This window comes from Campylobacter lari (assembly GCF_900638335.1).
Classification (GTDB): domain Bacteria; phylum Campylobacterota; class Campylobacteria; order Campylobacterales; family Campylobacteraceae; genus Campylobacter_D; species Campylobacter_D lari_E.
This window is the reverse complement of sequence record NZ_LR134508.1, coordinates 468,429-490,940: the sequence shown is the minus strand read 5'-3', so window position 1 is coordinate 490,940 and position 22,512 is coordinate 468,429. Positions and strand designations below refer to the sequence as shown.

The window sequence follows — 22,512 nt, the reverse complement described above, 5'->3', positions numbered from 1 at the left end:
TTATAATTAATGTGTTGGATCCTCTTTAATACCATATCGAACCATTTAGGCGATATAATTATAACTAAGAAAACTTAAAAATAGGGTTTAAAAGGATTTTTATAAAATTTTAAATTTGGTTTTAGAATCTTTTTTTAAGAAATATTTCCCCTCTAAAATAACATCAGCAACAGGTGCCCATATAGTCTTTTCATCTACATAAACTATATCAAATTCGGTGTTTTTCATCAACCCTTGATAATTTACTTTTTTAGGTGCATGCTTGACTACATAATAAGGATTCATTGCAAAAATTTGAATCTTCATATTAACATAAAAATCAGGATTAGAAGTAACCACTAAAAAACTCTTTTCACATTCTTTTCGAACCTTCTTAACATAAGAAAATAACAATTGATCATTTGGATTTAATGCATGTTTATTTAGTCTGTTTAAGTAAAGCTCAGCAAAAGAAAGTGTACAAAAAGAAATTTCACTTGCTGTTTTAAAATAAGAATTTTTTATACTTGTCGATTTTAAGGATTTCTTCCAAATTTCTATATCTAATTTTGTAGCACAAATATTCAGGCCTTGCTTGATTTTCTCAAAAAGCTTTTCTCTTGCCATATTAAAACTATTGCTAAAAATAGTAAGATTTTTTTCATAAAAAGACTTTTTCATTGCTTCTAATTTTTCTACACTTCTTGTAAAATAGTCAGCTTCGTTTTTAATTTCCATTAATTTTTGTTTTTTGCTTTGTATTAACTCTTCAAATTCTTGGCGTTTTTTACCATTCTCAGACTCCAATCTTGCTTGTTTTGATTTTATATCTGTAATCAAAGTACTCATTTGACGATCTAGCGCTAATTTTCTATTTTTTCTATTATCAATCGAAGCCAAAAGCGCTTGATAATGACATTGATGAGATAAAAACACTTCATCATATAAACGCTCCATATTGATATGTTTTTGTTTATCTTTCATATCCTTATAAGCCATTTCAAGGTGCACTATAATATTTTTCATTGCAGAAAAATCAGCTTGGTTGATTGTATTATCTGAAAACAATAATGTATCCAAAGCCTTATGTAAAAAACGCTTCATAGCAAAAAAATCTATAATATATGGCACCTCATCTGTGTTGATATCTTTTACTGCATTAATTGATAATGTTTCATTATAAAAATATCTTTGTATAGCTTGCGGAATAGTTAAATTTAGTGTGATTTTATCAAGATTGTCATAATCAGTTTCCCTATAAAGCTCTTGAACATAAGCATCACGTCTTGTCAGTCTTAAATCTTCTAACTCATCATCACTATCTGTTTTCCAGAAATCTCTTTCTTTGATAAAATCATTTTCTCCAAATTCTTGAAATTTAGAAGGTCTTAAATCGGTAATATGCTTTCCATCGGATCTAAATTCAACAAACATACCAACTGTTGGCATGCTTCTTTTATCGTGCCATGCGTGTTTGTTAAATTCAAAAAATGTTTTTGCTAGATTAATTACTGTTCCTCTTCCAGTAGCATCCACATAAACCATTATTTTTCCGTGCATATCCAAATCCTTGATCTAAAGAAAAATTCAACTCTTATTTTAACTTTGTTTTTATAAATTTACAATTATATTTTAAAATTTCACAAAATAAACATCTTTAGGTATTTTATTTATGTTTTTATATCAATATTTTAAAAATCCAAAACAAACAGGAGCATTTTGCGCAAGCTCTAAAAAGTTAAGTAAGCTTATAACTTCTCATGTTCAACACGCAAAAAACATCATTGAAATAGGTCCTGGTACGGGAAGTTTTACAAAATATATTCTCAAACAAAAAAATCATAATGCAAGATTCTTTGCCGTTGAAATCAACCCTCACATGGCAAAAAAATTAAAACAAAATATAAAAAATATAGATATAGAGATAAACTCGGCAGAATTTTTAGCCAATATGCTAGAAAAAAGAGCAATCAATAGCGTAGATTTGATTATCTCAGGAATTCCTTGGGCTTTATTAAATTCCAAAGAACAAGATTTGTTATTAAAATCTATTCATGATGCTTTAGAGAAAAATGGCTGTTTTGCAACTTTTGCTTATATACTCCCAACTCCAAAAGGAAAAGCTTTTAAGAAAAAACTTTTTACCACCTTTAGCAAGGTAGAAATCTCGCCTATCATTTGGCAAAATCTTCCCCCTGCTTTTGTATATTTTTGCACTAAATAATCATTCCCATTCAATCGTTGCTGGTGGCTTGCTAGAAATATCATATACCACGCGATTAATTCCTTCTACTTCATTAATAATACGGCGTGAAATATTTTCTAATAATTCATAAGGTAAATGAGAAAAAGTTGCAGTCATACCATCACTTGCATTAACCACGCGCACACAAACTGCGTTATCATAAGTTCTATTATCCCCCATTACACCAACACTTTGCACGTTTAAAAGCACACAAAAAGCTTGCCAAGTCTTATCATACCAACCACTACTTTTTAATTCTTCAATCAAAATAACATCTGCCTTTCTTAGAAGCTCTAAACTAGACTCATTTACCTCGCCCATTATGCGTATAGCAAGACCTGGCCCTGGAAAAGGGTGGCGATAAACTACATCTTTACTTAAACCAAGCTCCATTCCCAAAGCTCTTACCTCATCTTTAAAAATTTCTTTTAAAGGTTCGATAAGTTTTAAATTCATCTTTTCAGGTAAGCCACCCACATTATGATGAGATTTTATGGTTTTACTAGCTCCTACAACAGAGCTTTCAATAATATCAGTATATAAAGTCCCTTGTGCTAGATATTTTACATCTTTATGTTTTTTAGCTTCTTCCTCAAAAACCTCTATAAAAGTATTCCCTATGATTTTTCTTTTCTGCTCAGGATCCCTCACTCCTGCTAAACGACTTAAGAAAGTTTCTCTAGCATCGATACTAATTAGATCAATGCCCAAAGTGTGTCTAAACATATACTCAACTTGTTCTTTCTCGCCACTTCTTAAAAGACCATTATCAACAAAAACTACTACAACTTGATCTTTTATTGCACTTGCTAACAATGCAGCCACCACGCTACTATCAACACCGCCACTTACCGCACAAAGAACTTTATCATTTCCTACTTCTTCTTTGATTTTCTGTGCTTGAGTTTTTGCAAAAGATCCCATATTCCATACACTATCACAATTACATGCATATTTAGCAAAATTTTTCAAGATACTTTTTCCAAATTCACTATGTTGCACTTCAGGATGGAATTGTAAAGCAAAAAATTTACGCTTCTCATCTCCAAACACACAAAATGGACTATTTTCACTAGTTGCTAAAACATCAAAACCTTGTGGTAAATTCTCTACTTTATCAGAATGGCTCATCCATACTGTTTGCTTTTTAGGTAAATTTTTAAACAAATCGCTATCATTTTGAATATCTATAGTCGCCTTACCATATTCTTTATGACCTGCTGGAGCAACATTTGCTCCAAAATGATGCGCCATAAGTTGCATACCATAGCATATTCCTAAAACTGGTATATTTAAATCAAAAATACCTTTATCGCAAAAATAAGCATCATTTGCATATACACTAGCTGGTCCACCACTTAAAATAATACCTTTGGGTTCTTTAGCCTTAATCTCATCTAAACTTACATTAAAAGGTAAAATTTCCGCATACACACCTTGTTCTCTTAATCTTCTAGCAATGAGTTGTGTATATTGTGAACCAAAGTCCAAAACTAAAATATCTGCTTTTTTCATCTAACTCCTTTATAAATTTAACAATTGAAATTGTACATACCAAACTATAATAGATATTATATAACCAACCAAAATTGTCCATGCATATTTTAAATGAGCATTAAAAGTATAAATTCCTTTCATTTTGCCCATTACTCCTACTCCAGCTGCTGAACCAAAGCTTATCAAAGACCCCCCTATTCCTGCCGTAAGAGTTACTAAAAGCCATTGGGTATCATCCATACTTGGATTTGCTTTTAATACCGCACTCATAACTGGAACATTATCTACAATAGCAGATAAAAATCCTACGCCTATATTAATACTAGTAGCTCCAAATTTTACATAGAGATCGGAAGCATATGCAAGCCAGCCGACAAAATGTAAAGCACCAACAGCAGATAAAATACCAAAGAAAAATAATAAAGTATCCATCTCTATACGTGTCATATAATGAAAAATATTTAAATCTTTTTTACCTTGTTTTTTATTGAAAAAATACATATACAAGCTAAGCAATGAAAGACCAAAAATCATACCCCACATTGCAGGTAAATCACAAATACTATGAATAAATACCGCCAAAGCTATAGTTAAAAAACCAAGCACAATAAAAACCTTACCGCCTGGTTTAATTTCTACTTGTTCTAGGTTATCTTTGTGAAAATTTGGTTGAATATTAGGTACATAACGCGATAGCAAATAAGCAGTAAGCAGCCAACCAATAAAAGAAGCTGGAAAAAGAGCAAAAAATTCAAAAAATGTAGCTTTTTTTGCTGTCCAAACCATCAAAGTGGTAATATCCCCAAAAGGCGACCAAGCTCCACCAGCATTAGCCGCAACGACAATATTTATAGCACCTGGAATTAAAAATTCTTTGTTATGCTTATCTATGGTTAAAAGCACAGTAGATAAAATCAAAGCAGTTGTAAGATTATCTGCTATTGGAGAGATAAAAAAAGCCAAAATGCCTGTTAACCAAAATAACTTTCTATAGGTATAACCCTTGCTTACAAGTTTGTATTTTAAAGTTTCAAAAACTGATCTTTCTATCAAGGCTTCTATAAAAGTCATAGCAGCTATTAAGAAAAAGACAATTTGTGCAATTTCTAAAATAAGATGATTAACACTCTCTTCAAGTATTTGAGTATCCAAATCGTTCATTACCATGTATATGCCAATAATGATAAAAGAAAAAGTTCCTATAAATAAAGCAGGTTTTGTTTTATTTATATGATATTTTTCTTCCGCTGCAATAAAATAATAACCTAATATAAAAATTGTCAAAACACCTACACCTAAAACACTAAAAGCTAAATTTAACTCATGAGTTTGACTTGCCAGCAAAAAATTTACACCAAAGCAAAGCAAAAAAAGTATTCTACTCATATTTCACTCTCCAAAGATTGGAATTTTTTAATTTCTTTTATGCTACCGTTATTATCTTTTATTTCATAAAAAGGAGTATCCTTATATCCACAAGCATTTAAAAATATTAATAAAAAAAATGCTAAAATAATTAAATGGAAGTTAAAAAGAAAATTAAAACATGTCGTTATATTATCGATGTATTTGCCAATTCTGAAAAATATAAACATTATAGACCTTTAAAAGCACTTTTACAATATAAAGAGTTTTTAAATTTGTTTAACCATAATCACCGACAAATGATTACTAAACTCTTTATAAAAAACGATACTTTGATTATTTTAGTTAAACACCACATTGCATATATGGAGCTTAATCACGATAATACCAAAAAAATAATTAAAAGTCTCATAAAAAACTATACTTTAGCCAAGCCAATGAGTAATTTTGCAAAAGTAAAAAATATAAAAATACTTAGCGATAAAAACTTTATATCCAATAATAGTATTTTTGTTGAACATAAAAAAACTCATCTAGAACTTTCTAATGGAAATTTTAAAAACCATTTTAAAAATCCTATTTTATACAATAAATTTGAAGAACTGCGAAAACTTATAAAAAATGCTTGAAAATGAACTTAAAACTTTGCCTAATTTACCAGGCGTATATCAGTATTTTGATATACAAGGTAAGCTTTTATATGTAGGTAAGGCTAAAAATTTAAAAAATCGTGTTAGAAGTTATTTTAATTTCAGTCCAAATCTTTGCCCAAATCCTAACAATAGCTTAAGAATTCAAAAAATGATTAACCAAACGCATCATTTAGAATTTATCACTACAAAAAGTGAGGCCGATGCTTTAATACTAGAAAATTCTTTTATAAAACAACTTCATCCAAAATATAATATATTATTAAGAGATGATAAAACCTACCCTTATATTTATATAGATTTAAATGAAGAATTTCCTAGATTTGAAATTACAAGAAAAATCATCAAAAAAAACAAAATAAAATATTTTGGTCCGTTTTTTAAAGGAGCAAAAGAACTTTTAAATGCTTTGTATTTATCATTTGAACTAAGACAAAAAAAATCTTGCAAAGAACTTTGTCTTTTTTACCAAATCAAGCGTTGCAAAGGACCATGTGAGCAAAAAATCTCTAAACAAGAATATGAAAAAATTATCCAAAAGGCCACTCAAGCTCTTTTAAACCCTCTATCTTTAACAAAAAATTTAGAAAATAAAATGCTTGAATATGCAAAAAACGAAAACTACGAAGAAGCGGCTATTATAAGAGATCAAATCAAAACAATAGAAGATTTAAGTGTAAAAATACAAATAGATCTTGCAAAATTAGAAGATTTTGATGTTTTTGCCATATACCATGAAGCAAATATACTCTCTATGGTGCGTTTTGTTATAAATAATGGCAGGATAATTAGCTCAAACCATAAAGTATTAACCCTAAATCATCAAGATGAGTTTGACTTAAATGCAATATATAAGCAATATATATTAGAAAATTACACCCAAGATAGTCCAATAAATTCAACCCAAATCTATACACATGAAGAATTTGAAGATATGAACCTTTTGCAAAATTTACTTAGTGAGAGATTTTCTAGAAAATTTCACCTTAAGACTCCAAAACTTGGTGAAAAAAAAGCCTTGTGCCAACTTGCATTAGAAAATGCAAAAATAAACATACAAAAACACTTAAAGAGTGATGATTATTTATTTTTAAAAGAATTAAAAGAATTTTTTAACCTACAAAATTATCCTAATTATATAGAAATTTTTGATAATTCCCATATGCAAGGTGAAGCAAATGTCGGTGCTTTAGTAGCCTATAAAGATGGAAAATTTGATAAAAGCTCTTATAGGCACTACCATTTATCCTATAAAAATGATTATGATCAAATGCTTCAAACTCTTAGTAAAAGAGCTATGTCATTTAATAAAAATCCTCCACCTGATTTATGGTTAATTGATGGGGGAGATGCTTTATTAAAGTTAGCAAATGATATCATTAAAAGTTCTGGAGCAAATGTGGATATTTTAGCGATTTCTAAAGAAAAAATAGATACAAAAGCTTATAGAGCAAAAGGAAGCGCAAAGGATAAAATTTATACCCAAGAAGGTAAAATTCAACTTTCCACTGATGATAAAAAATTACAATTTTTGCAAAAATTACGCGATGAAGCACATCGCTTTGCAATTAGTTTTCATCAAAAAACAAAAAGAAAACAAGATTTGCAAAGCTCCAAGCTAATACAACTTGGAATTTCTCAAGGATATATTAAAAAATTTTTAGATTATTATGGTAGCTTTGATGAGATTAGCAAAGCTAATTTTGATGAATTAAAATCACTTTCCAATATAAAAATAGCTAAATTAATTAAGGAAAATTTATGATATTATTTATTAGTCTTTTGACTTTAATTTTATGTTTTTTAAATTATTATTTTTTATATCCTATTGATCAAAAACTATTCTTCATTTATACCTTTGTTGGTATTTTGATTTTTATCATTGCATGTGTTTATATAATCTTAAAAAATCAAAAAATCAAAAAAAATAAAATTTCAACCCAAGAAATTGAAAAATATCTTTCTCTGCCAAAATCAAATTCTTTGAAAGAATTAAACGAAAATTTAAAACTATCATTTGATTTAATCAATAAACAACTACAAGATCAAAAATTACAAAATCAACTTATGCAAAAAGATTTTCAATATCTTACTCAAGGTTTAAACTATCTACAAACAGATAATTTATACACACTAAAACCAATTTTACGACAATATCACTGCAATAAAATTCCAGTAAATGATTGTTTTGAAAATATACATGTAGGTATTATAAACAACAATGTTGTTGAAAATTTTCTTTTACAATGCATATTATCAAATATAGGAATTAGTAGTGAAATCACAAATGATTACAAGGAAAAGAAATTTAGCTTTATTATCTCAAAAGAAAAGGTTGATGATATTTTAAATTTTACTTTTACTAAAATTTGTGCTGAAGATATTATTAATTTTCTAAACGCCAATTTTACACAAGAAGCTTACAAAAAAAGAATTTCTTATAATGTTTTGATTTTTAAATCCACAAGCTTTGAAAATGATCTTATTTTAAATATAACCAATCAATTTTGCCAAAACAACCAAGCTGTAAATAATTTAAGTGATTTTAAAAAAGCATTACAATTAAATTTCAAATTGACTTTAATAGATTATGAAGTTATAAAATTTGATCTTATACATATTAATCAAATTTTGCAAGAATATAAAACAAAAAATCCACAAAATACCATTTTACTTTTTTCCAAAAATAGAGTTAAAAGCTGTGATTTTGCCAATATAATCTTAAGTGATATTAACAAAAATGAATGGTTGGCATTATTAAAAAAATATATTAATCAAGCTTAGTTCTATGATTTATAGCTTTATGCAAAGATATAAAATCAACATTTTCTAAACTCACACCACTTGGAATACCTTGAGCTATTTGCGAAAAACTTAAATTTAAATCTTTTAATTTTTCTTCTATAAAAAAAACAATAGCATCAGAATTTAAACCTTGTGTAAAAGCAAAAAATACTTCTGTGGTTTTATTACGCTCAATCATAATTCTTAATTTTACAATATTTTCCTCACTTGTATCATCAAGCACAAAATAAAGCCCATTATAACTTCCACTATCTTCTAAAACCAGGACATCTTTAGAATCTTGCACTATGCAGATAATATTATGATTTCTTTCTATATTAGAACAAACTTCACATAATTCATTTTCACTTAAAGCTCCACATTGTGTGCATTTTTTTATCATTCTTATAGATTCTTCAATATGATAAGCAAGCTTAGAACCTAACAAAGGATCTTTTATACAAACATGATATGCAAGTCTTAAAGCAGATTTTTTTCCTATAGTAGGCAAGGCAGAAAAAGCAGCTACTAACTCATTAAATTTTTCTAAGCCTTTCAAATCATTTCAACCTTGAAAAAACAATTTTGAAAGTATGATAACCATCTTCATAACTATAGGTTAGATTGTAACCATGAAGATTGCAAATATTATTAATAATATAAAGACCCAGTCCCATACCCTCAACTTGAGTATTTTGCTCTCTTACAAATGGTTTTAAATAATAATCAAAAGTTTTTTTAAGCTGAATTCCTTTATTTTTGACAATTATATAATCTCCAGAACATATAATTTCGCAAGCTTTATCAGTTGAGTATTTAATGGCATTATCAATTAGATTTTTAAGCATTAAAGAAAAGAGCTCCAAATCAGCAACCATCATAGCATCCTCTTTATAGATTATCTTTACTTTTTGATAAAAGTCATCTCTCATTAAATAATCTTCAGCCTGTTCCAAAATCAAACTCAGATGATAAGTTTGTAAATTAAGCTGACAATTTCTTGATAAGACTTTTTCAATCTTTCCAAATTCATCTATTAATAATTCAAGTCTTTCAAAAATTGCCACCAAACGATCTTTTTGTTTTTGATTATCTAGCATTTCACAAACTATCCTACCTTTTCCAATAGGTGTTTTAAGTTCATGCATAATCATTCTTAAGAAAAATTGTCTTGATTTTACAAGTTCTTGAATTTTATTAATAGCGTGATCAAATTCAAAAGAAATTTCAGAAATTTCATCATTAATCTGAGAATACTCAGATAGAGGTTCAATCTTACCTGTGCTGATATTTTTAATTTTCTTTTTTAAAATTTTTAAAGGCATTAAAGATCTTAATACTGAAAAATATAAAAATATAATCAAAATCAAACTAAAAAAGAAACTTAATAAAAATAGATATTCAAGACGTGCCGAAGCATTTAACTCGTAAAGATATTTTGCCTTAAGCTGTTCTACATAAAAAAAAATTTGATTATGGTAAATAATGGAAGAAAAACTTCCATATGAGGAATTAACCCTAAGTACTTTTTCACCTTTTGCAACGATATGTTTTATATTACGCTCGTTTTCAACTAATTTAAAAGACTTAGAAAGAAGATAATCATGTATTGAGAAGCCTTCTTTTCTTTCTAAGTTATATATTATTTTTTCTGCAATTTCTTTTTGCCTACTTTGCTCATTAGTTAAATAAGAATCTATTTGAACCTTACCCAAAAGCACAAACAAAGCACAAACAAATAAAAATGCAGTTGCAAAAAGAACTGTAATCTTAAGATTAATAGTTATTTTCATCCTATTAATTTATATCCTATTCCTCTAACTGAAAAAATATGTTTTGGCGCTTTTGAACTATCACCAATTTTAGTTCTAAGTCTACCAATAATCACATCTAAACTTTTAGAATCCTTATCTTTTAAACTCTTGCAATGATATACAAGTTGCTCCCTACTGACTGAAAATCCATGTTGTCTTATCATATAACTCAAAATTTCATACTCAGCTGGTGTTAAAACTAAAACTTCTTCATTATAACTAATTTCATGTCTTTTTTCATCAATTTTAAATGCTGAATTGATTATTTTTTCAGGAGTTTCATTTACACGCTTTGAGCGACGAATTAAACTCATGATTCTTGCATGCATCTCTTTTGGATCATAAGGTTTTGGCAAATAATCATCCGCACCTATTTGAAGCCCTACGATTTTATCACTCAAATCACTTCTAGCCGAAGAAATAATAATAGGAATGCTGTATTTTTCTCTTATTTCACGACAAACTTCAAGACCGTCAAGTCCAGGTAAAGTTAAGTCAAGAATCAAACAATCATAATTTTTTATACCAGCACTCATCCCTAAATACGGATCTTCATAATTAGTAACTTTTATATTAAACTGGGCTAAATATTCTGCTAAAAATTCTGCAAAATCTGGATCATCTTCAATCATTAAAACATTAATCATTATCTATCCTTCTTGAAAATGTATTATAAACTTAATATTATAACACATAATTTAATTATTCATTTATTTTTTTGCTAAAATTACAATATTAATTTTTCAAGAGAGGAAAAAAGTGGAACTTAATTATTATGAAATATTAGAAATTTCTCAAACTTCAGATAAAGAGACCATAAAAAAAGCTTATAGAAAAATGGCATTAAAATATCATCCTGATAGAAACCAAGGAGATAAAGAAGCTGAAGAAAAATTTAAACTTGTTAATGAGGCTTATGAAATACTTAGCAATGATGAAAAAAGAAGTATATATGATAGATATGGAAAAGAAGGACTTAAAGGACAAGCAAGTGGATTTAGCGGTTTTGGAGATGTTGATTTAGGAGATATATTTTCAAGCTTTTTTGGAGAAGGATTTGGTTTTGGGAACTCAGGGCGTAAAAAAGAAAAAGAAAACAGATATCCCCACGATCTAAAAATAGCAACAAAAATTAGTTTTAAAGAAGCTATATTTGGCTGCAAGAAAAAAATTGATTTTACCTATAAAAGCTTTTGCAAATCATGCAAAGGAAGTGGTTCAGAAAATGGAAAACTAGATACTTGTCCTCATTGCAACGGAAAAGGTCAAGTTGGTGTTAGACAAGGTTTTATGACTTTTGTACAAACTTGCAATCATTGCAAAGGAAATGGTCACATTATAAAAGATAAATGCAAGGTATGCCATGGCAATGGTTATGAAGAAATCAAAGATTACATAGAACTTGATATACCAGAAGGCATAGATAGCGGTATGAGTCTTAGAGTGCAAAACAAAGCCAACGAACTTCCAAATTCTTCTCAAAGAGGTGATTTGTATATTAAAATCATTATAGAAGATGATGATAAATTTATCAGGCATGATGATGATATTTATACCATAGTACCTGTATTTTTTACCCAAGCTGCTCTTGGCAAGACTATTAAAGTTTCTACTATAAGAGGAGAGGCTGATCTTAAGCTTCCAGTAGGTGCAAAGGATAAGCAAAAATTTGAGTTAGCCAATGAAGGTGTTAAAAATATTCATAGTGGAAAACTGGGCTCTCATATTGTACAAATTGAAATAAAATTTCCAAAAACTCTCACTGAAGAACAAAAAAATCTATTATTAGAGCTTGAAAAAAGTTTTGGCTTAATAGATGAGGAAGCCTTTATAGAACAGGAAAGCTTGCTTGATAAAATAAAATCTTGGTTTAGTCATTAAGGAAATTTTAAAGCCGACTCCATGGCTTTAAAAATTTCCTCTGTTTTTTGACATTCTAAAAACAACTCAAAAGCAAAAACACCCTGCCATAAAAGCATTTGCATACCATCTTTTGTTTTTAAGTTATTTTCTTTTGCTAATTTTAAAAAAGGTGTGTGTTTACCATAAATCACATCAAAGACATATCTTGCTTGTCGAAAAATGCCTTTTAAAATCTCTTCTTTACAGGGTAAATTTTCATCATTTAAGCCTGCACTAGTTGTATTAATAATTAAATCAAATTTTTCATTTAACTCAAGTTGATTATATAAAAAACATGGATAGCTGGCTAAATTTTCAAATCTAGCACTAGAACGATTTGCTACTGTAACTTTAATATTCTTAGATTTTAAAGCATATGCCAAAGCCTTGGCTGTACCTCCAGCACCCAAGATCAAGGTATTTTCAACAAAAGAAAAATCTTCAATCGCTTTTAAAAATCCTAGATAATCTGTATTATAAGCATAAATTTTATTATCTTTATTTAATAAAGTATTAGCAGAGCCTATATGCATAACGCTTTCATCTTTGAAATCAGCAATTTTACAAGCTACCTCCTTAAAAGGTATGGTGATATTAGCTCCATCTAACTTTTGAACAACTTCTTTTAATTTTGTTTTATCTGTTAAATGATATCTTGTATATACTGCATCTTTTTTTAGGGTTTGCAAGGCATTATTATGCATTCTTGGAGATTTAGAATGCATAATAGGATCTCCTATAACTGCAAAAGTTTTCATTTTACTCTGAACGTAAAAGCACCTTTTGCAATTTTAGAGCGTACTTTTTCTAATTCAGCCTTTAATTCACTCTCTTTATAAGGTCCAACTAAAACTTTCGTTAGCTCTTTGCCGTTTACTGTTGTTTTATAAATTTTATAATCATATCCATTTTCTTTAAGTATATTTAATTCTTTTGATTTAGGATCTAAACTATTTAAAGAAAAAACTTGAATATAAGCACCTGAAGGAAGTTGTGTTTGAACATTTGGTGTTTTTATACTTTCAAATAATTCGTTTGTATTACTTTGCTCTGAAGCTTTTTGTTGCTCAATTATGTTATTTTTTTGTTTTTCAGAAGGTTTTTGAATCGGTTTTTCTATAGATTTTTCTATAGGTTTAATCTCTTCTTGTTTTTCTTCCATCTTAGCTGGTTCTTCTTTTGATTCTATTGTAGTAATTTGATCTAACACACTATTGTTTGGAACTTCTTGTTTTTCTTCTATAGTAGTATTTGTATCACTCAAAGAACTCTCTTCTTTTAATTTTCTAGCTAAAGCTTCAAATTCATCCTCTTCTTTAGCACTATCTGTAATAGGCAAAGAATTAAAATTATTTTCATAAGCAGCTTGCTCTTGTGGTTCTGATGGAATTTGTAATGTTTTTTCTTCACCTGGATCATTAATTAGCTTCATTGCTATCATAACAACTAAAAATACAATGATTAAAATAATCGATCTAAGTAAAATTTTTTTAAGTTTTTCGCTTTTATTACTTTTTTGTAAAATAATATCATCAAATTCGTTTTTATTGTTTTCTTCCATTTTTCATCCTTTCAAAAAATTACATATGTTTAGACCAAGAAGCACCACGTTCTTTTTGATATACTTCGTAAGGCAAAGTTAATATATTAAATTCTCTAGGTATATCCATACTAGGAAAAACTTTCCACTCTACAGGCATTTTTTGGGAAAAAAGTAAAGATAATTTTGAACCCAAAGAACAAGCCTCATTAAAGGTTGTATGTCCTTTATGAATATACAAATGTAAATGATTATTAGTTCTTGTTCTATAAGCAGTAAAATTAATAAAACCTTCTTCTCTTAATACAAGCTGCGCTCTATGCCAAAAACGCTCCGCATTAAAACCATTATAATCAAATACAATATTTTCAACCTTATCAAAACTATTAATCAAGGAGTGTGCCACGATTATCTTTTTTTCCATATGCTCTTGTATAACACTAGCGGTTAATGGAGAATTAACTTTTTCAAATTTATCAAAGAAAATTCTGCCCTTGTATTCATATTTATTTACTATAGTATCACGCTTTATATAATAATGGCTTGTAACCATTTTAATTAAAGCTAAATCCATTGTTGTAATCAAAATAAAGCCCTTTCATATATAATAAAATTACTTGCTAAATCCTTCAGTTTAACCTTAACTTCCTCTTGTAATTTTGTATTTTGTATATCATCTAAAATATCAGCTATATAATTTGCAACAATAGTAATTTGCTCTTCTTTAAAACCTCTTGCTGTCAAAGCTGCTGTTCCAAGTCTTAAACCACTCGTTACAAAAGGGCTTCTAGTTTCACCTGGAACAGTATTTTTATTAGCTGTAATACCTGCTCTTTCTAGTGCCAAATCCGCATCTTTACCACTAAAATCTTTATTTAAAAAGCTTAATAAAATCAAATGATTATCAGTACCACCGCTTACTAAATCATATTTTCTATCTATTAAAACTTGTGCCAAAGTAGCAGTATTTTTAATAATTTGCTTAGCATAAATTTTCCACTCATTGCTTAAATTATATTTAAACCCAACCGCCTTAGCAGCAATTACATGCATTAATGGACCACCTTGAATGCCTGGGAAAATTGCAGAATTAATCTTTTTAGCAATTTCTTCATCATTGCACATAATAATACCACCTCTTGGACCTCTTAAAGTTTTATGTGTAGTAGAACTTACAACATGAGCATAAGGGAATGGACTAGGATGCTCACCCGCTACAACCAAACCTGCAATATGTGCAATATCGGCAAACAAGTACGCACCAACCTCATCTGCTATTTCTCTAAATTTAGCAAAATCGATCACCCTAGGATAAGCACTAGCACCACAAACAATAAGTTTTGGCTTAACTTCTTTTGCTATCTCTCTAACTTTATCATAATCAATTCTTCCATCAAGCTCAACTCCATAAAAAAAGCTTTCATAAACCTTTCCAGAAGAACTTACTTTAGAACCATGAGTTAAGTGTCCTCCATGGCTTAAATCCATACCTAAAATTCTATCACCAGGATTTAATAATGCCATATACACACCCTGATTTGCTTGTGAACCTGAACTAGGTTGTACATTGGCAAAATTACAATTAAAAAGTTTTTTACATCTTTCTATAGCAATCGTTTCAATCTCATCTACAAATTCGCATCCACCATAATATCTTTTACCAGGATAGCCTTCTGCATATTTATTTGTTAAAATACTACCCATTACCTCCATAACTTCTGGTATGGTAAAATTTTCACTTGCTATCATTTCAAGACCATCGCATTGTCTTGCTAACTCTTTTTGGGTTAAATCAAAAATTTCTTTATCAAAATTTTCCAACATTTACTCTCCTTTTATCTCATTTTTAAGTGGTCTCATAGCTGGGAAAAGCACTACATCACGAATTGATTTTTTATTAATTAAAAGCATAACCAATCTATCTATTCCTATGCCTTGACCTGCAGTTGGCGCCATAGCATAACCTAGCGCATTAACAAAATCTTCATCCATTTCACATGCTTCTTCATCGCCTGCATTTTTTGCTTCAATTTGCTTTAAAAATCTTTCATATTGATCTAGTGGATCATTAAGCTCATTAAATCCATTAGCAATTTCTCTACCTGCGATAAACAACTCAAATCTTTCAGCAATATCTTTATCTTTATCACTTCTTCTAGATAAAGGACTTATAGAAATAGGAAAATCTATCACAAAAGTAGGATCAATCAATTTATCTTCAACATAATTATCAAAAAGTTCAGCTTGTAAATGACCTAATTCTAATTTTTCATTAGCCTCAAAGCCGTCTTTTTTTAGCTTTACTAAGATTAATTCTTTATTGTTAATAAGCTCATCATCTAAACCACCATATTTTTTTAATGCGTCTTTATAAGTAATTCTTTCAAATGGCTTAGAAAAATCAATTATTTTTTTATCAAATTCAAGTTTTTTATCTAAATTTAACTTATCTAAAAGCATAGCAAAAAGCTCTTCTGTTAAATCCATTAAATCATGATAATTATGATAAGCCCAATAAAATTCAATTGTAGTAAATTCAGGATTGTGCGTTAAATCCATCCCTTCATTTCTAAAACATCTATTAATCTCATAAACCGCCTCAAAACCACCTACAATCAGACGTTTTAGATATAATTCTGGAGCTATTCTTAAAAATCTTTCCACCCCTAAAGCATTGTGATAAGTCACAAAAGGCTTTGCATTTGCCCCCCCTGCAATAGGATGCATCATAGGAGTTTCAACTTCCAAAAATCCTTTATTATCAAAAAAAGATCTAATATAAGAAACGATTTTAGAACGTAAAATAAAATCTTTTCTCACCTCACTATTCATAATCATATCAAGATATCTTTTTCTATATCTTTGCTCAATATCTGTCAAACCATGATATTTTTCCGGTAAAGGCACTATGGCTTTTGTAGCTATTTGAATTTGTTCTACATGAAGACTGAATTCTCCTGTTTTAGTCATAAAAGGGAAACCTTTAACCAAAACAATATCTCCTACTTCAAGATATTTTTTTAAAATAGCAAAGTATTCTTCCCCTAAAATATTTTGATTAAAATAAATTTGCAGATTATCTTGCTCATCTTCTATATTAGCAAATACTGATTTACCAGCTATCCTAAGAAGCTTTAATCTTCCTGCTAATACTCCATGAACATTTTCATCGCGCTGATTTTCCATATCTTTAATGTAAGCAAATTTACTTTTATATTCACTTATGCTCATTTCTTTTTTTAAAAAGTGCGGATAAGGGTTGATCCCTAATTCTTTTAATTCTTGTGTTTTTTGAATTTTTTGTTGCTCTAGAATATTATCAAACATTAAATATACCTTTATTTTTTACTACATTGTGGACATAGACCATAAAGTTGCATTAAATGTCCTGTTAATTTAAAATTATATTCTTTTGCGATTAACATTTGTTGTTGCTCAATAATAGGATTTTCAAATTCTACAATCTCTCCACAACTTTTACATATTAAATGATCATGGTGAGGTTTATTTGCAAGTTCAAATTTCTTCCCTGAGGCACCAAAAGATATAGAAGTAGCCATACCTGATTCTTCTAATAAATTTAAAGTTCTATAAACTGTTGCAATACCTACATTTAGTTCGGGATTTTTTTGCTTAATTTCTACATATAAGCTTTCTGGGGTATAATGCATATCACTATTATATAAAGTTTTCAAAAGCACTTCTCTTTGTTTAGTGTATTTTAAACCATTGTCTTTAAGTGTTTTTTTAAAACGCTCAAGCAAAACATCATATTCTATATTTTCAATTTGCATTATTTACCTCCGATTTTAGACTTATATTAGAATCTATAATTTGTTCTTGTATTTTATCTAAACCATTTTGAGTAAAATCCGTATTCATTATATATTCACCTGTTTGCCTAAGTAAATCCAACGTATAACTATTTTTAGCATATTTTTCCAAGCTTGAATTTAAAAATTCTATATTATTAATACAAGCTACCAAAATAGCAAAAATCAAAAATATTTTAGCACTACCAAATAAAAATCCACCAATACGATCTATAAAACCAAGACCACTCATACTAAACATTTTTGATAGTATATTCCCCAAAGCCATACAAACTATCCATATCACGATCAATAAAACTAAAAATCCCGCAAAAATTGTAAGATTTTCATTTTCAATTACATAAAAATTATTATTAATAATTTCTGCCATTTCTTTAGCATATCTTGAAGCAAGCAAAACCCCACCAACTATGCCTAATAAACCAAAAATTTCCTTAAACAAGCCACTTACCAAGCCTTTTAAGCCCAAAATTACAGTTAAGCCCAAAACAAATACATCAAACCACGAAAAATTTTCCATCTACGCTAAACCCCAAATATTTTATTCAATTATTTTAGGAACTATAAAAAATCCATCTTGAGAATTTGGAGCATGCTTGCTAATTACATCAAATACTTCAGATTTTATACTCTCATCTAATCTAAACGGTGTTCCACCTTTTGTAGTACTAGTCATAGCTTCCACATCATCAAGTTTTAATTCATCTAATTTTTCTACAAAATTAACAATTTGACTTAATTGCTCTTCTAATTCTTGTCTTTTCTCATCGGCAATTTTTAAAGCACTTAGCTTTTCAAGTTTAGTCAATAATTTATCATCAATTTGCATGATTTACCTTAATTTTTAATTTATATCCAAGAAAACTCTTTTTTAGATTAAAAATTATAACATAAAATCATTTATTTTTTTATTTTTATATGTTACAATTATAGACTTAAAACAATAAATAATGTTTATTCTTTCTAAAAAAGGGAAAATATGGCTTTAAAAGAAAACTTAAAAGCAGTCCAAGAAGAATTAAGCTCTCAAGAGCAAATGATGGAAAATTTTATTAAGTCTGAGCGCTTTATAAAAAAATATAAATATTATTTCATTGCAATTATTGTACTTTTAATTGCATATTTTAGTGGTAGTTATTTTTATAATTTAAAACAAGAAAGTAATATTCAAGAAAGTAATATAATTTTTAATAATTTATTAAAAAATCCTTCAGATCAAAAATTACTTGAAGAATTAAAACAAAAAAATGCAAATTTATACACCTTATTCATCATGGGGCAAAACAGTCAAGATCTTAATCAAACTTTAAATCTTAATATAGATCCTTTATTAAAACAAATAGTGCTAGCGCAAAACAATCAAAAATCAGATTTCTTAAAAGATTACAATACCTTGCTAGTGGGTTTTGATTTTTTAAAGCAAAATGACTTTAAAAATGCAGATATAGAATTTAATAAAATACCTATAAATTCACCTTTATGGCAAATTATTACGAGTTTAAAACATTACCAAGGAATAAAATGAAACATTTTTATTTGTTTATTATCACTTTAGTATTTTTTAGCGCTTGTGGTACAAAAAGAGAATATTACCAACCAACACAAGCAGAACAATTTCCTTATAGCTCTCAAAGCATCAATGGTAAGATTATAAATTTCAACAACAATATAGCGCAATTAAATAACAATTCCTTTATTGACACCATGGGGAATATTATTAATTTTAAACTAGATAAAAATTATCATATTTTAAATGTGCAACAAGAAGAAGTTCTTATTGGCGATGATAACGGAAACTTTAAAATTTTAAATTTACAAGGTGATGAATTATTTTCTCATAAATTTAATGAAAGCGTAGTAAGTGCAAGTATAGATGGAGATGATATAGCCTTGGTTTTAGCTAGCAATACACTGGTATATGCAAATAAAAACCTTGGTGTTAGAATGCTTCAAAATTTAGGTACAGCTTATGCTCAAGATAGTCGTTATGCTAATCCTTATTTTTTAAATACCATTATAATATATCCTATGCTTAATGGAAAACTAGCTATACTTAATAAAAGCACTCTAAAAGTTGGTAAAGAAATTTTAGTAAGCAGTGAAGAATTTTTTAATAATGTTATTTATCTTCGTGTGAAAAATGATACTATGATAGCTGCAACAGCACAAAAAATTATCGTTGTAACGCCAAATAGAACCTTATACTTAAATGAAAATATTAAAGAAGTAAATACCAATGATAATGAAATTTTCATACTTACAAAAGATGGAAGAATTCTTAAAAATGATTACAATCTTAGAAAAATCGATGAAATAAAATTTCAATTTGCCCTATTTTCCAAAAGTACCTTATATAACAACTCTTTATATGTTTTTGAAAAAACAGGTTATTTGATCAAGCTAAATACAAATTTGAAAGATTATACAGTATATAAACTAAGTGAAGCCGCTGATAAAAAAAGTTTTATGACAAATGGTAAATTTTTCTTTCAAAACAATTTTTTGCAATTAAACTAAAATGAATCAACAACTTAGTGATATTCTTATAAAACATGGAGTTATTTTAAAAAACACTAAGTCTTTAGATATTCATGTTTTTAGTAAAAAGAAAAAAATAGCTTGCATTTATGGAGAAAATACAAATAAGCAATACTGTTTAATCTTATTTTCTTTTGCAAAAAGTAAAATTTTAACAAAAGAAAGTTTAGAATTTGAAAGTATTTTTCAAAATATAAGTCAAACTCTAAATCTAAATTTCAAAAGTTATTTTATTTTTCATCAAGCTTTAGTTTGCTCAAAAGCAAAAAAATATTTAGCTACCAAAGGGATTAAAAGCTATGCTTTTATGTGATATTGGCAACACGACTGCAAGTTTTTTAAACGAGCAAAAATTTCATTCTATAAGTATAGAACAGTTTTTACAGTATAAACCAACACAAAAAGTATTTTATATCAATGTTAATCCAAATTTAGAGCAAAGATTAGAACAAAATCCTTTATTTATCAATCTTGCTCCATATTTTAATTTTGATACCATTTATAATAATTTAGGTATTGATAGAGTAGCAGCGTGTTATACTATAGAAGATGGCGTTGTGGTCGATGCAGGTTCTGCAATAACCGTAGATATAATCTCTAATTCTATTCATCTTGGTGGTTTTATTCTTCCTGGTATTGAAAGTTATAAAAAATCTTTTTCTTGCATTTCTTCTCGTTTAAAGTATGAGCTAAACACTCAGATTAATTTTGATGCTTTTCCTCAAAGAACTATCGATGCTTTGAGTTATGGTGTATTTAAAAGTATATATTTACTCATAAAAGATAGTGCATATGATAAAAAACTATACTTTACAGGTGGCGATGGGCAATTTCTTGCGAATTTTTTCGACTATGCCATTTATGACAAATTTTTAATTTTTAGAGGCATGAAAAAAGCTGTTTGTGAAAATTTTATACTATAAAGTTTAACTCTGCAAATTATAAGTTTTATTTAAACTCAAAACAACTATATTTTGATATCATTAGAAAAACAAATATAAAAGGAATAAATAGTAATGGATCAAAAAAATTTTGATACCGTGGTGATTGGCGGTGGAATTTCTGGTGCTGCGGTATTTTATGAATTAGCTAGATATACAAATATTCAAAATATTGCTTTATTAGAAAAATACAATAGTGCTGCAACATTAAATAGTCATAGCACAAGCAACTCTCAGACTATTCATTGTGGTGATATAGAGACAAACTATACTTTAGAAAAAGCAAAAAAAGTTAAAAAAACAGCAGATATGATTGTAAAATATGGGCTTTTGCAAAATGCGCAAAACAAATTTATGTATTCACATCAAAAACTTGCACTTGCTATCGGAGAAAAAGAATGTGAATATATGAAAAACAGATATGAAGAATTTAAAGAATTATACCCCTATATTAAATTTTACGCAAAAAACGAAATTAAAAAAATAGAACCTAATGTTGTTTTAGGTAAAGATGGTATCAATGATAGAATAGATAATGTTGTAGCTATGGGTGTAGAAGAAAATGAAATTTATACTACTGTAGATTTTGGACTAATGAGCCAAAATCTTATAGAACAAGCTTGCAGACAAGGGAAAAACACCCATGTAGCATATAACCAAGAAGTAATTTTTATAGAAAAGAAAGATGATATTTTTTACATCAAAACAAGAGATTTTAAAGAATATAGTGCAAAATCTATCATTGTAAATGCAGGTGCTCATTCATTATTTTTAGCGCACAAAATGGGTATTGGATTAGATAAATCTTGCTTTCCTGTTGCAGGAAGTTATTATATGGCAAAAAGAAAAATTTTAAATGGTAAAGTTTATATGGTGCAAAATCCAAAACTTCCATTTGCCGCATTACATGGCGATCCTGATTTATTAGCCAACATGAACACACGTTTTGGTCCTACCGCTTTAGTTATTCCTATGCTAGAAAGATACCACGGTTTTAAATCGTTACCTGAATTTTTTAAAACACTTAATCTTGATATGAATGTAGTCAAAATTTGTCTCAATCTTTTTAAAGATTCTACCATTAGAAACTATATTCTTTATAATTATTTATTTGAAATTCCTTATATTAATAAAAAACTTTTTGTAAAAGATGCAAGAAAAATAGTTCCTAGCTTAAAAACAGATGATATTTACTATGCTAAAAACTTTGGTGGAGTACGCCCTCAAGTACTTGATAAAAAAGCAGGAGAATTAATGCTTGGAGAGGCAAGTATTACTGAAATTCCAGGTATAATTTTTAATATGACGCCAAGTCCAGGTGCCACAAGCTGCCTTGGCAATGGTTATAGGGATGCAAAACTTATTTGTCAATACTTGGGCGCTAATTTTAATGAGGATTTATTTACTAGTGAACTACTATAAAA

The 22,512-nt window shown here is 28.4% G+C and carries 24 protein-coding genes; 10 read left to right on the top strand and 14 right to left on the bottom strand.

Annotated elements, in window-relative coordinates:
- Window positions 1–99: 99 nt before the first annotated feature.
- Window positions 100–1,539: a hypothetical protein gene (locus tag EL235_RS02595; RefSeq protein WP_126340747.1), complete on the bottom strand. Its 1,440-nt coding sequence runs from the start codon at window positions 1,537–1,539 to the stop codon at window positions 100–102.
- A 112-nt stretch (window positions 1,540–1,651) separates the two neighbouring features.
- Between EL235_RS02595 and EL235_RS02590 the strand changes: the two genes are divergently transcribed.
- On the top strand, window positions 1,652–2,203 hold the full coding sequence (locus EL235_RS02590; RefSeq protein ID WP_039625589.1) for a class I SAM-dependent methyltransferase: 552 nt from the start codon (window positions 1,652–1,654) through the stop codon (window positions 2,201–2,203).
- Here EL235_RS02590 and guaA read toward each other — a convergent pair whose 3' ends face one another.
- On the bottom strand, window positions 2,204–3,739 hold the full coding sequence (gene guaA / locus EL235_RS02585) for a glutamine-hydrolyzing GMP synthase (protein WP_126340746.1): 1,536 nt from the start codon (window positions 3,737–3,739) through the stop codon (window positions 2,204–2,206).
- 9 nt (window positions 3,740–3,748) lie between these two features.
- Window positions 3,749–5,107 (bottom strand): sodium:proton antiporter NhaD, encoded by a 1,359-nt coding sequence (gene nhaD / locus EL235_RS02580; protein ID WP_039625587.1) that lies wholly within the window; start codon window positions 5,105–5,107, stop codon window positions 3,749–3,751.
- A gap of 134 nt (window positions 5,108–5,241) precedes the next feature.
- Between nhaD and EL235_RS02570 the strand changes: the two genes are divergently transcribed.
- The 3 genes from EL235_RS02570 to EL235_RS02560 are packed head-to-tail and all read left to right on the top strand — an operon-like array spanning window position 5,242 to window position 8,520.
- Window positions 5,242–5,715, top strand: coding sequence for a hypothetical protein (locus tag EL235_RS02570; protein ID WP_039625586.1), 474 nt, complete (start codon window positions 5,242–5,244; stop codon window positions 5,713–5,715).
- Entirely contained in the window at window positions 5,708–7,501 is a 1,794-nt protein-coding gene (gene uvrC, locus EL235_RS02565; protein WP_126340745.1) for an excinuclease ABC subunit UvrC, read from the top strand. Before EL235_RS02570 ends, uvrC begins: the two co-directional genes overlap by 8 nt.
- Window positions 7,498–8,520, top strand: coding sequence for a hypothetical protein (locus EL235_RS02560; protein WP_126340744.1), 1,023 nt, complete (start codon window positions 7,498–7,500; stop codon window positions 8,518–8,520). Before uvrC ends, EL235_RS02560 begins: the two co-directional genes overlap by 4 nt.
- Here EL235_RS02560 and EL235_RS02555 read toward each other — a convergent pair.
- Genes EL235_RS02555 through EL235_RS02545 form a run of 3 tightly spaced genes read right to left on the bottom strand, consistent with a single transcriptional unit; the run spans window position 8,507 to window position 10,981 of the window.
- A complete protein-coding gene (locus EL235_RS02555; RefSeq protein ID WP_126340743.1) occupies window positions 8,507–9,079 on the bottom strand; it encodes a toprim domain-containing protein in 573 nt (190 codons plus the stop codon). The two genes, EL235_RS02560 and EL235_RS02555, sit on opposite strands and share 14 nt — an antisense overlap.
- Before the next feature lies 1 nt (window position 9,080).
- Window positions 9,081–10,313: an ArsS family sensor histidine kinase gene (locus tag EL235_RS02550; protein ID WP_039625582.1), complete on the bottom strand. Its 1,233-nt coding sequence runs from the start codon at window positions 10,311–10,313 to the stop codon at window positions 9,081–9,083.
- Window positions 10,310–10,981, bottom strand: coding sequence for a response regulator transcription factor (locus tag EL235_RS02545; protein WP_039625580.1), 672 nt, complete (start codon window positions 10,979–10,981; stop codon window positions 10,310–10,312). The genes EL235_RS02550 and EL235_RS02545 overlap by 4 nt, the downstream gene beginning before the upstream one ends.
- A gap of 112 nt (window positions 10,982–11,093) precedes the next feature.
- On the opposite strand from EL235_RS02545, the gene dnaJ reads away from it, so the two are divergent.
- Window positions 11,094–12,215 (top strand): molecular chaperone DnaJ, encoded by a 1,122-nt coding sequence (gene dnaJ / locus EL235_RS02540; protein ID WP_126340742.1) that lies wholly within the window; start codon window positions 11,094–11,096, stop codon window positions 12,213–12,215.
- Here dnaJ and EL235_RS02535 read toward each other — a convergent pair.
- The 8 genes from EL235_RS02535 to gatC are packed head-to-tail and all read right to left on the bottom strand — an operon-like array spanning window position 12,212 to window position 18,438.
- A complete protein-coding gene (locus tag EL235_RS02535) occupies window positions 12,212–12,994 on the bottom strand; it encodes a shikimate dehydrogenase (RefSeq protein ID WP_126340741.1) in 783 nt (260 codons plus the stop codon). The two genes, dnaJ and EL235_RS02535, sit on opposite strands and share 4 nt — an antisense overlap.
- On the bottom strand, window positions 12,991–13,797 hold the full coding sequence (locus EL235_RS02530) for an SPOR domain-containing protein (RefSeq protein WP_114640154.1): 807 nt from the start codon (window positions 13,795–13,797) through the stop codon (window positions 12,991–12,993). The genes EL235_RS02535 and EL235_RS02530 overlap by 4 nt, the downstream gene beginning before the upstream one ends.
- A 19-nt stretch (window positions 13,798–13,816) precedes the next feature.
- Window positions 13,817–14,362: a DUF1882 domain-containing protein gene (locus EL235_RS02525; RefSeq protein ID WP_126340740.1), complete on the bottom strand. Its 546-nt coding sequence runs from the start codon at window positions 14,360–14,362 to the stop codon at window positions 13,817–13,819.
- Window positions 14,359–15,600 (bottom strand): serine hydroxymethyltransferase, encoded by a 1,242-nt coding sequence (locus EL235_RS02520; protein WP_126340739.1) that lies wholly within the window; start codon window positions 15,598–15,600, stop codon window positions 14,359–14,361. The genes EL235_RS02525 and EL235_RS02520 overlap by 4 nt, the downstream gene beginning before the upstream one ends.
- A complete protein-coding gene (gene lysS / locus EL235_RS02515; RefSeq protein ID WP_114640152.1) occupies window positions 15,601–17,103 on the bottom strand; it encodes a lysine--tRNA ligase in 1,503 nt (500 codons plus the stop codon).
- An 11-nt stretch (window positions 17,104–17,114) separates the two neighbouring features.
- Window positions 17,115–17,570, bottom strand: a complete 456-nt coding sequence (locus EL235_RS02510; RefSeq protein WP_039617809.1) for a Fur family transcriptional regulator — start codon at window positions 17,568–17,570, stop codon at window positions 17,115–17,117.
- On the bottom strand, window positions 17,560–18,129 hold the full coding sequence (locus EL235_RS02505) for a CvpA family protein (RefSeq protein WP_126340738.1): 570 nt from the start codon (window positions 18,127–18,129) through the stop codon (window positions 17,560–17,562). Before EL235_RS02505 ends, EL235_RS02510 begins: the two co-directional genes overlap by 11 nt.
- 21 nt (window positions 18,130–18,150) lie before the next feature.
- Window positions 18,151–18,438 (bottom strand): Asp-tRNA(Asn)/Glu-tRNA(Gln) amidotransferase subunit GatC, encoded by a 288-nt coding sequence (gatC, locus tag EL235_RS02500; RefSeq protein ID WP_039625566.1) that lies wholly within the window; start codon window positions 18,436–18,438, stop codon window positions 18,151–18,153.
- Between the two features lie 150 nt (window positions 18,439–18,588).
- Here gatC and EL235_RS02495 point away from each other — a divergent pair, with 150 nt between their 5' ends.
- The 5 genes from EL235_RS02495 (at window position 18,589) to EL235_RS02475 (ending at window position 22,510) form a co-directional block, all read left to right on the top strand.
- On the top strand, window positions 18,589–19,134 hold the full coding sequence (locus tag EL235_RS02495; RefSeq protein ID WP_114640150.1) for a hypothetical protein: 546 nt from the start codon (window positions 18,589–18,591) through the stop codon (window positions 19,132–19,134).
- Complete coding sequence (locus tag EL235_RS02490; protein WP_126340737.1) at window positions 19,131–20,126, top strand: hypothetical protein; 996 nt, start codon at window positions 19,131–19,133, stop codon at window positions 20,124–20,126. Before EL235_RS02495 ends, EL235_RS02490 begins: the two co-directional genes overlap by 4 nt.
- A 1-nt stretch (window position 20,127) precedes the next feature.
- Window positions 20,128–20,460 (top strand): hypothetical protein, encoded by a 333-nt coding sequence (locus EL235_RS02485; RefSeq protein WP_039625561.1) that lies wholly within the window; start codon window positions 20,128–20,130, stop codon window positions 20,458–20,460.
- Entirely contained in the window at window positions 20,447–21,070 is a 624-nt protein-coding gene (locus EL235_RS02480; RefSeq protein WP_039625559.1) for a type III pantothenate kinase, read from the top strand. Before EL235_RS02485 ends, EL235_RS02480 begins: the two co-directional genes overlap by 14 nt.
- Before the next feature lie 93 nt (window positions 21,071–21,163).
- Window positions 21,164–22,510, top strand: a complete 1,347-nt coding sequence (locus tag EL235_RS02475) for an FAD-dependent oxidoreductase (protein ID WP_126340736.1) — start codon at window positions 21,164–21,166, stop codon at window positions 22,508–22,510.
- Window positions 22,511–22,512: the final 2 nt, after the last annotated feature.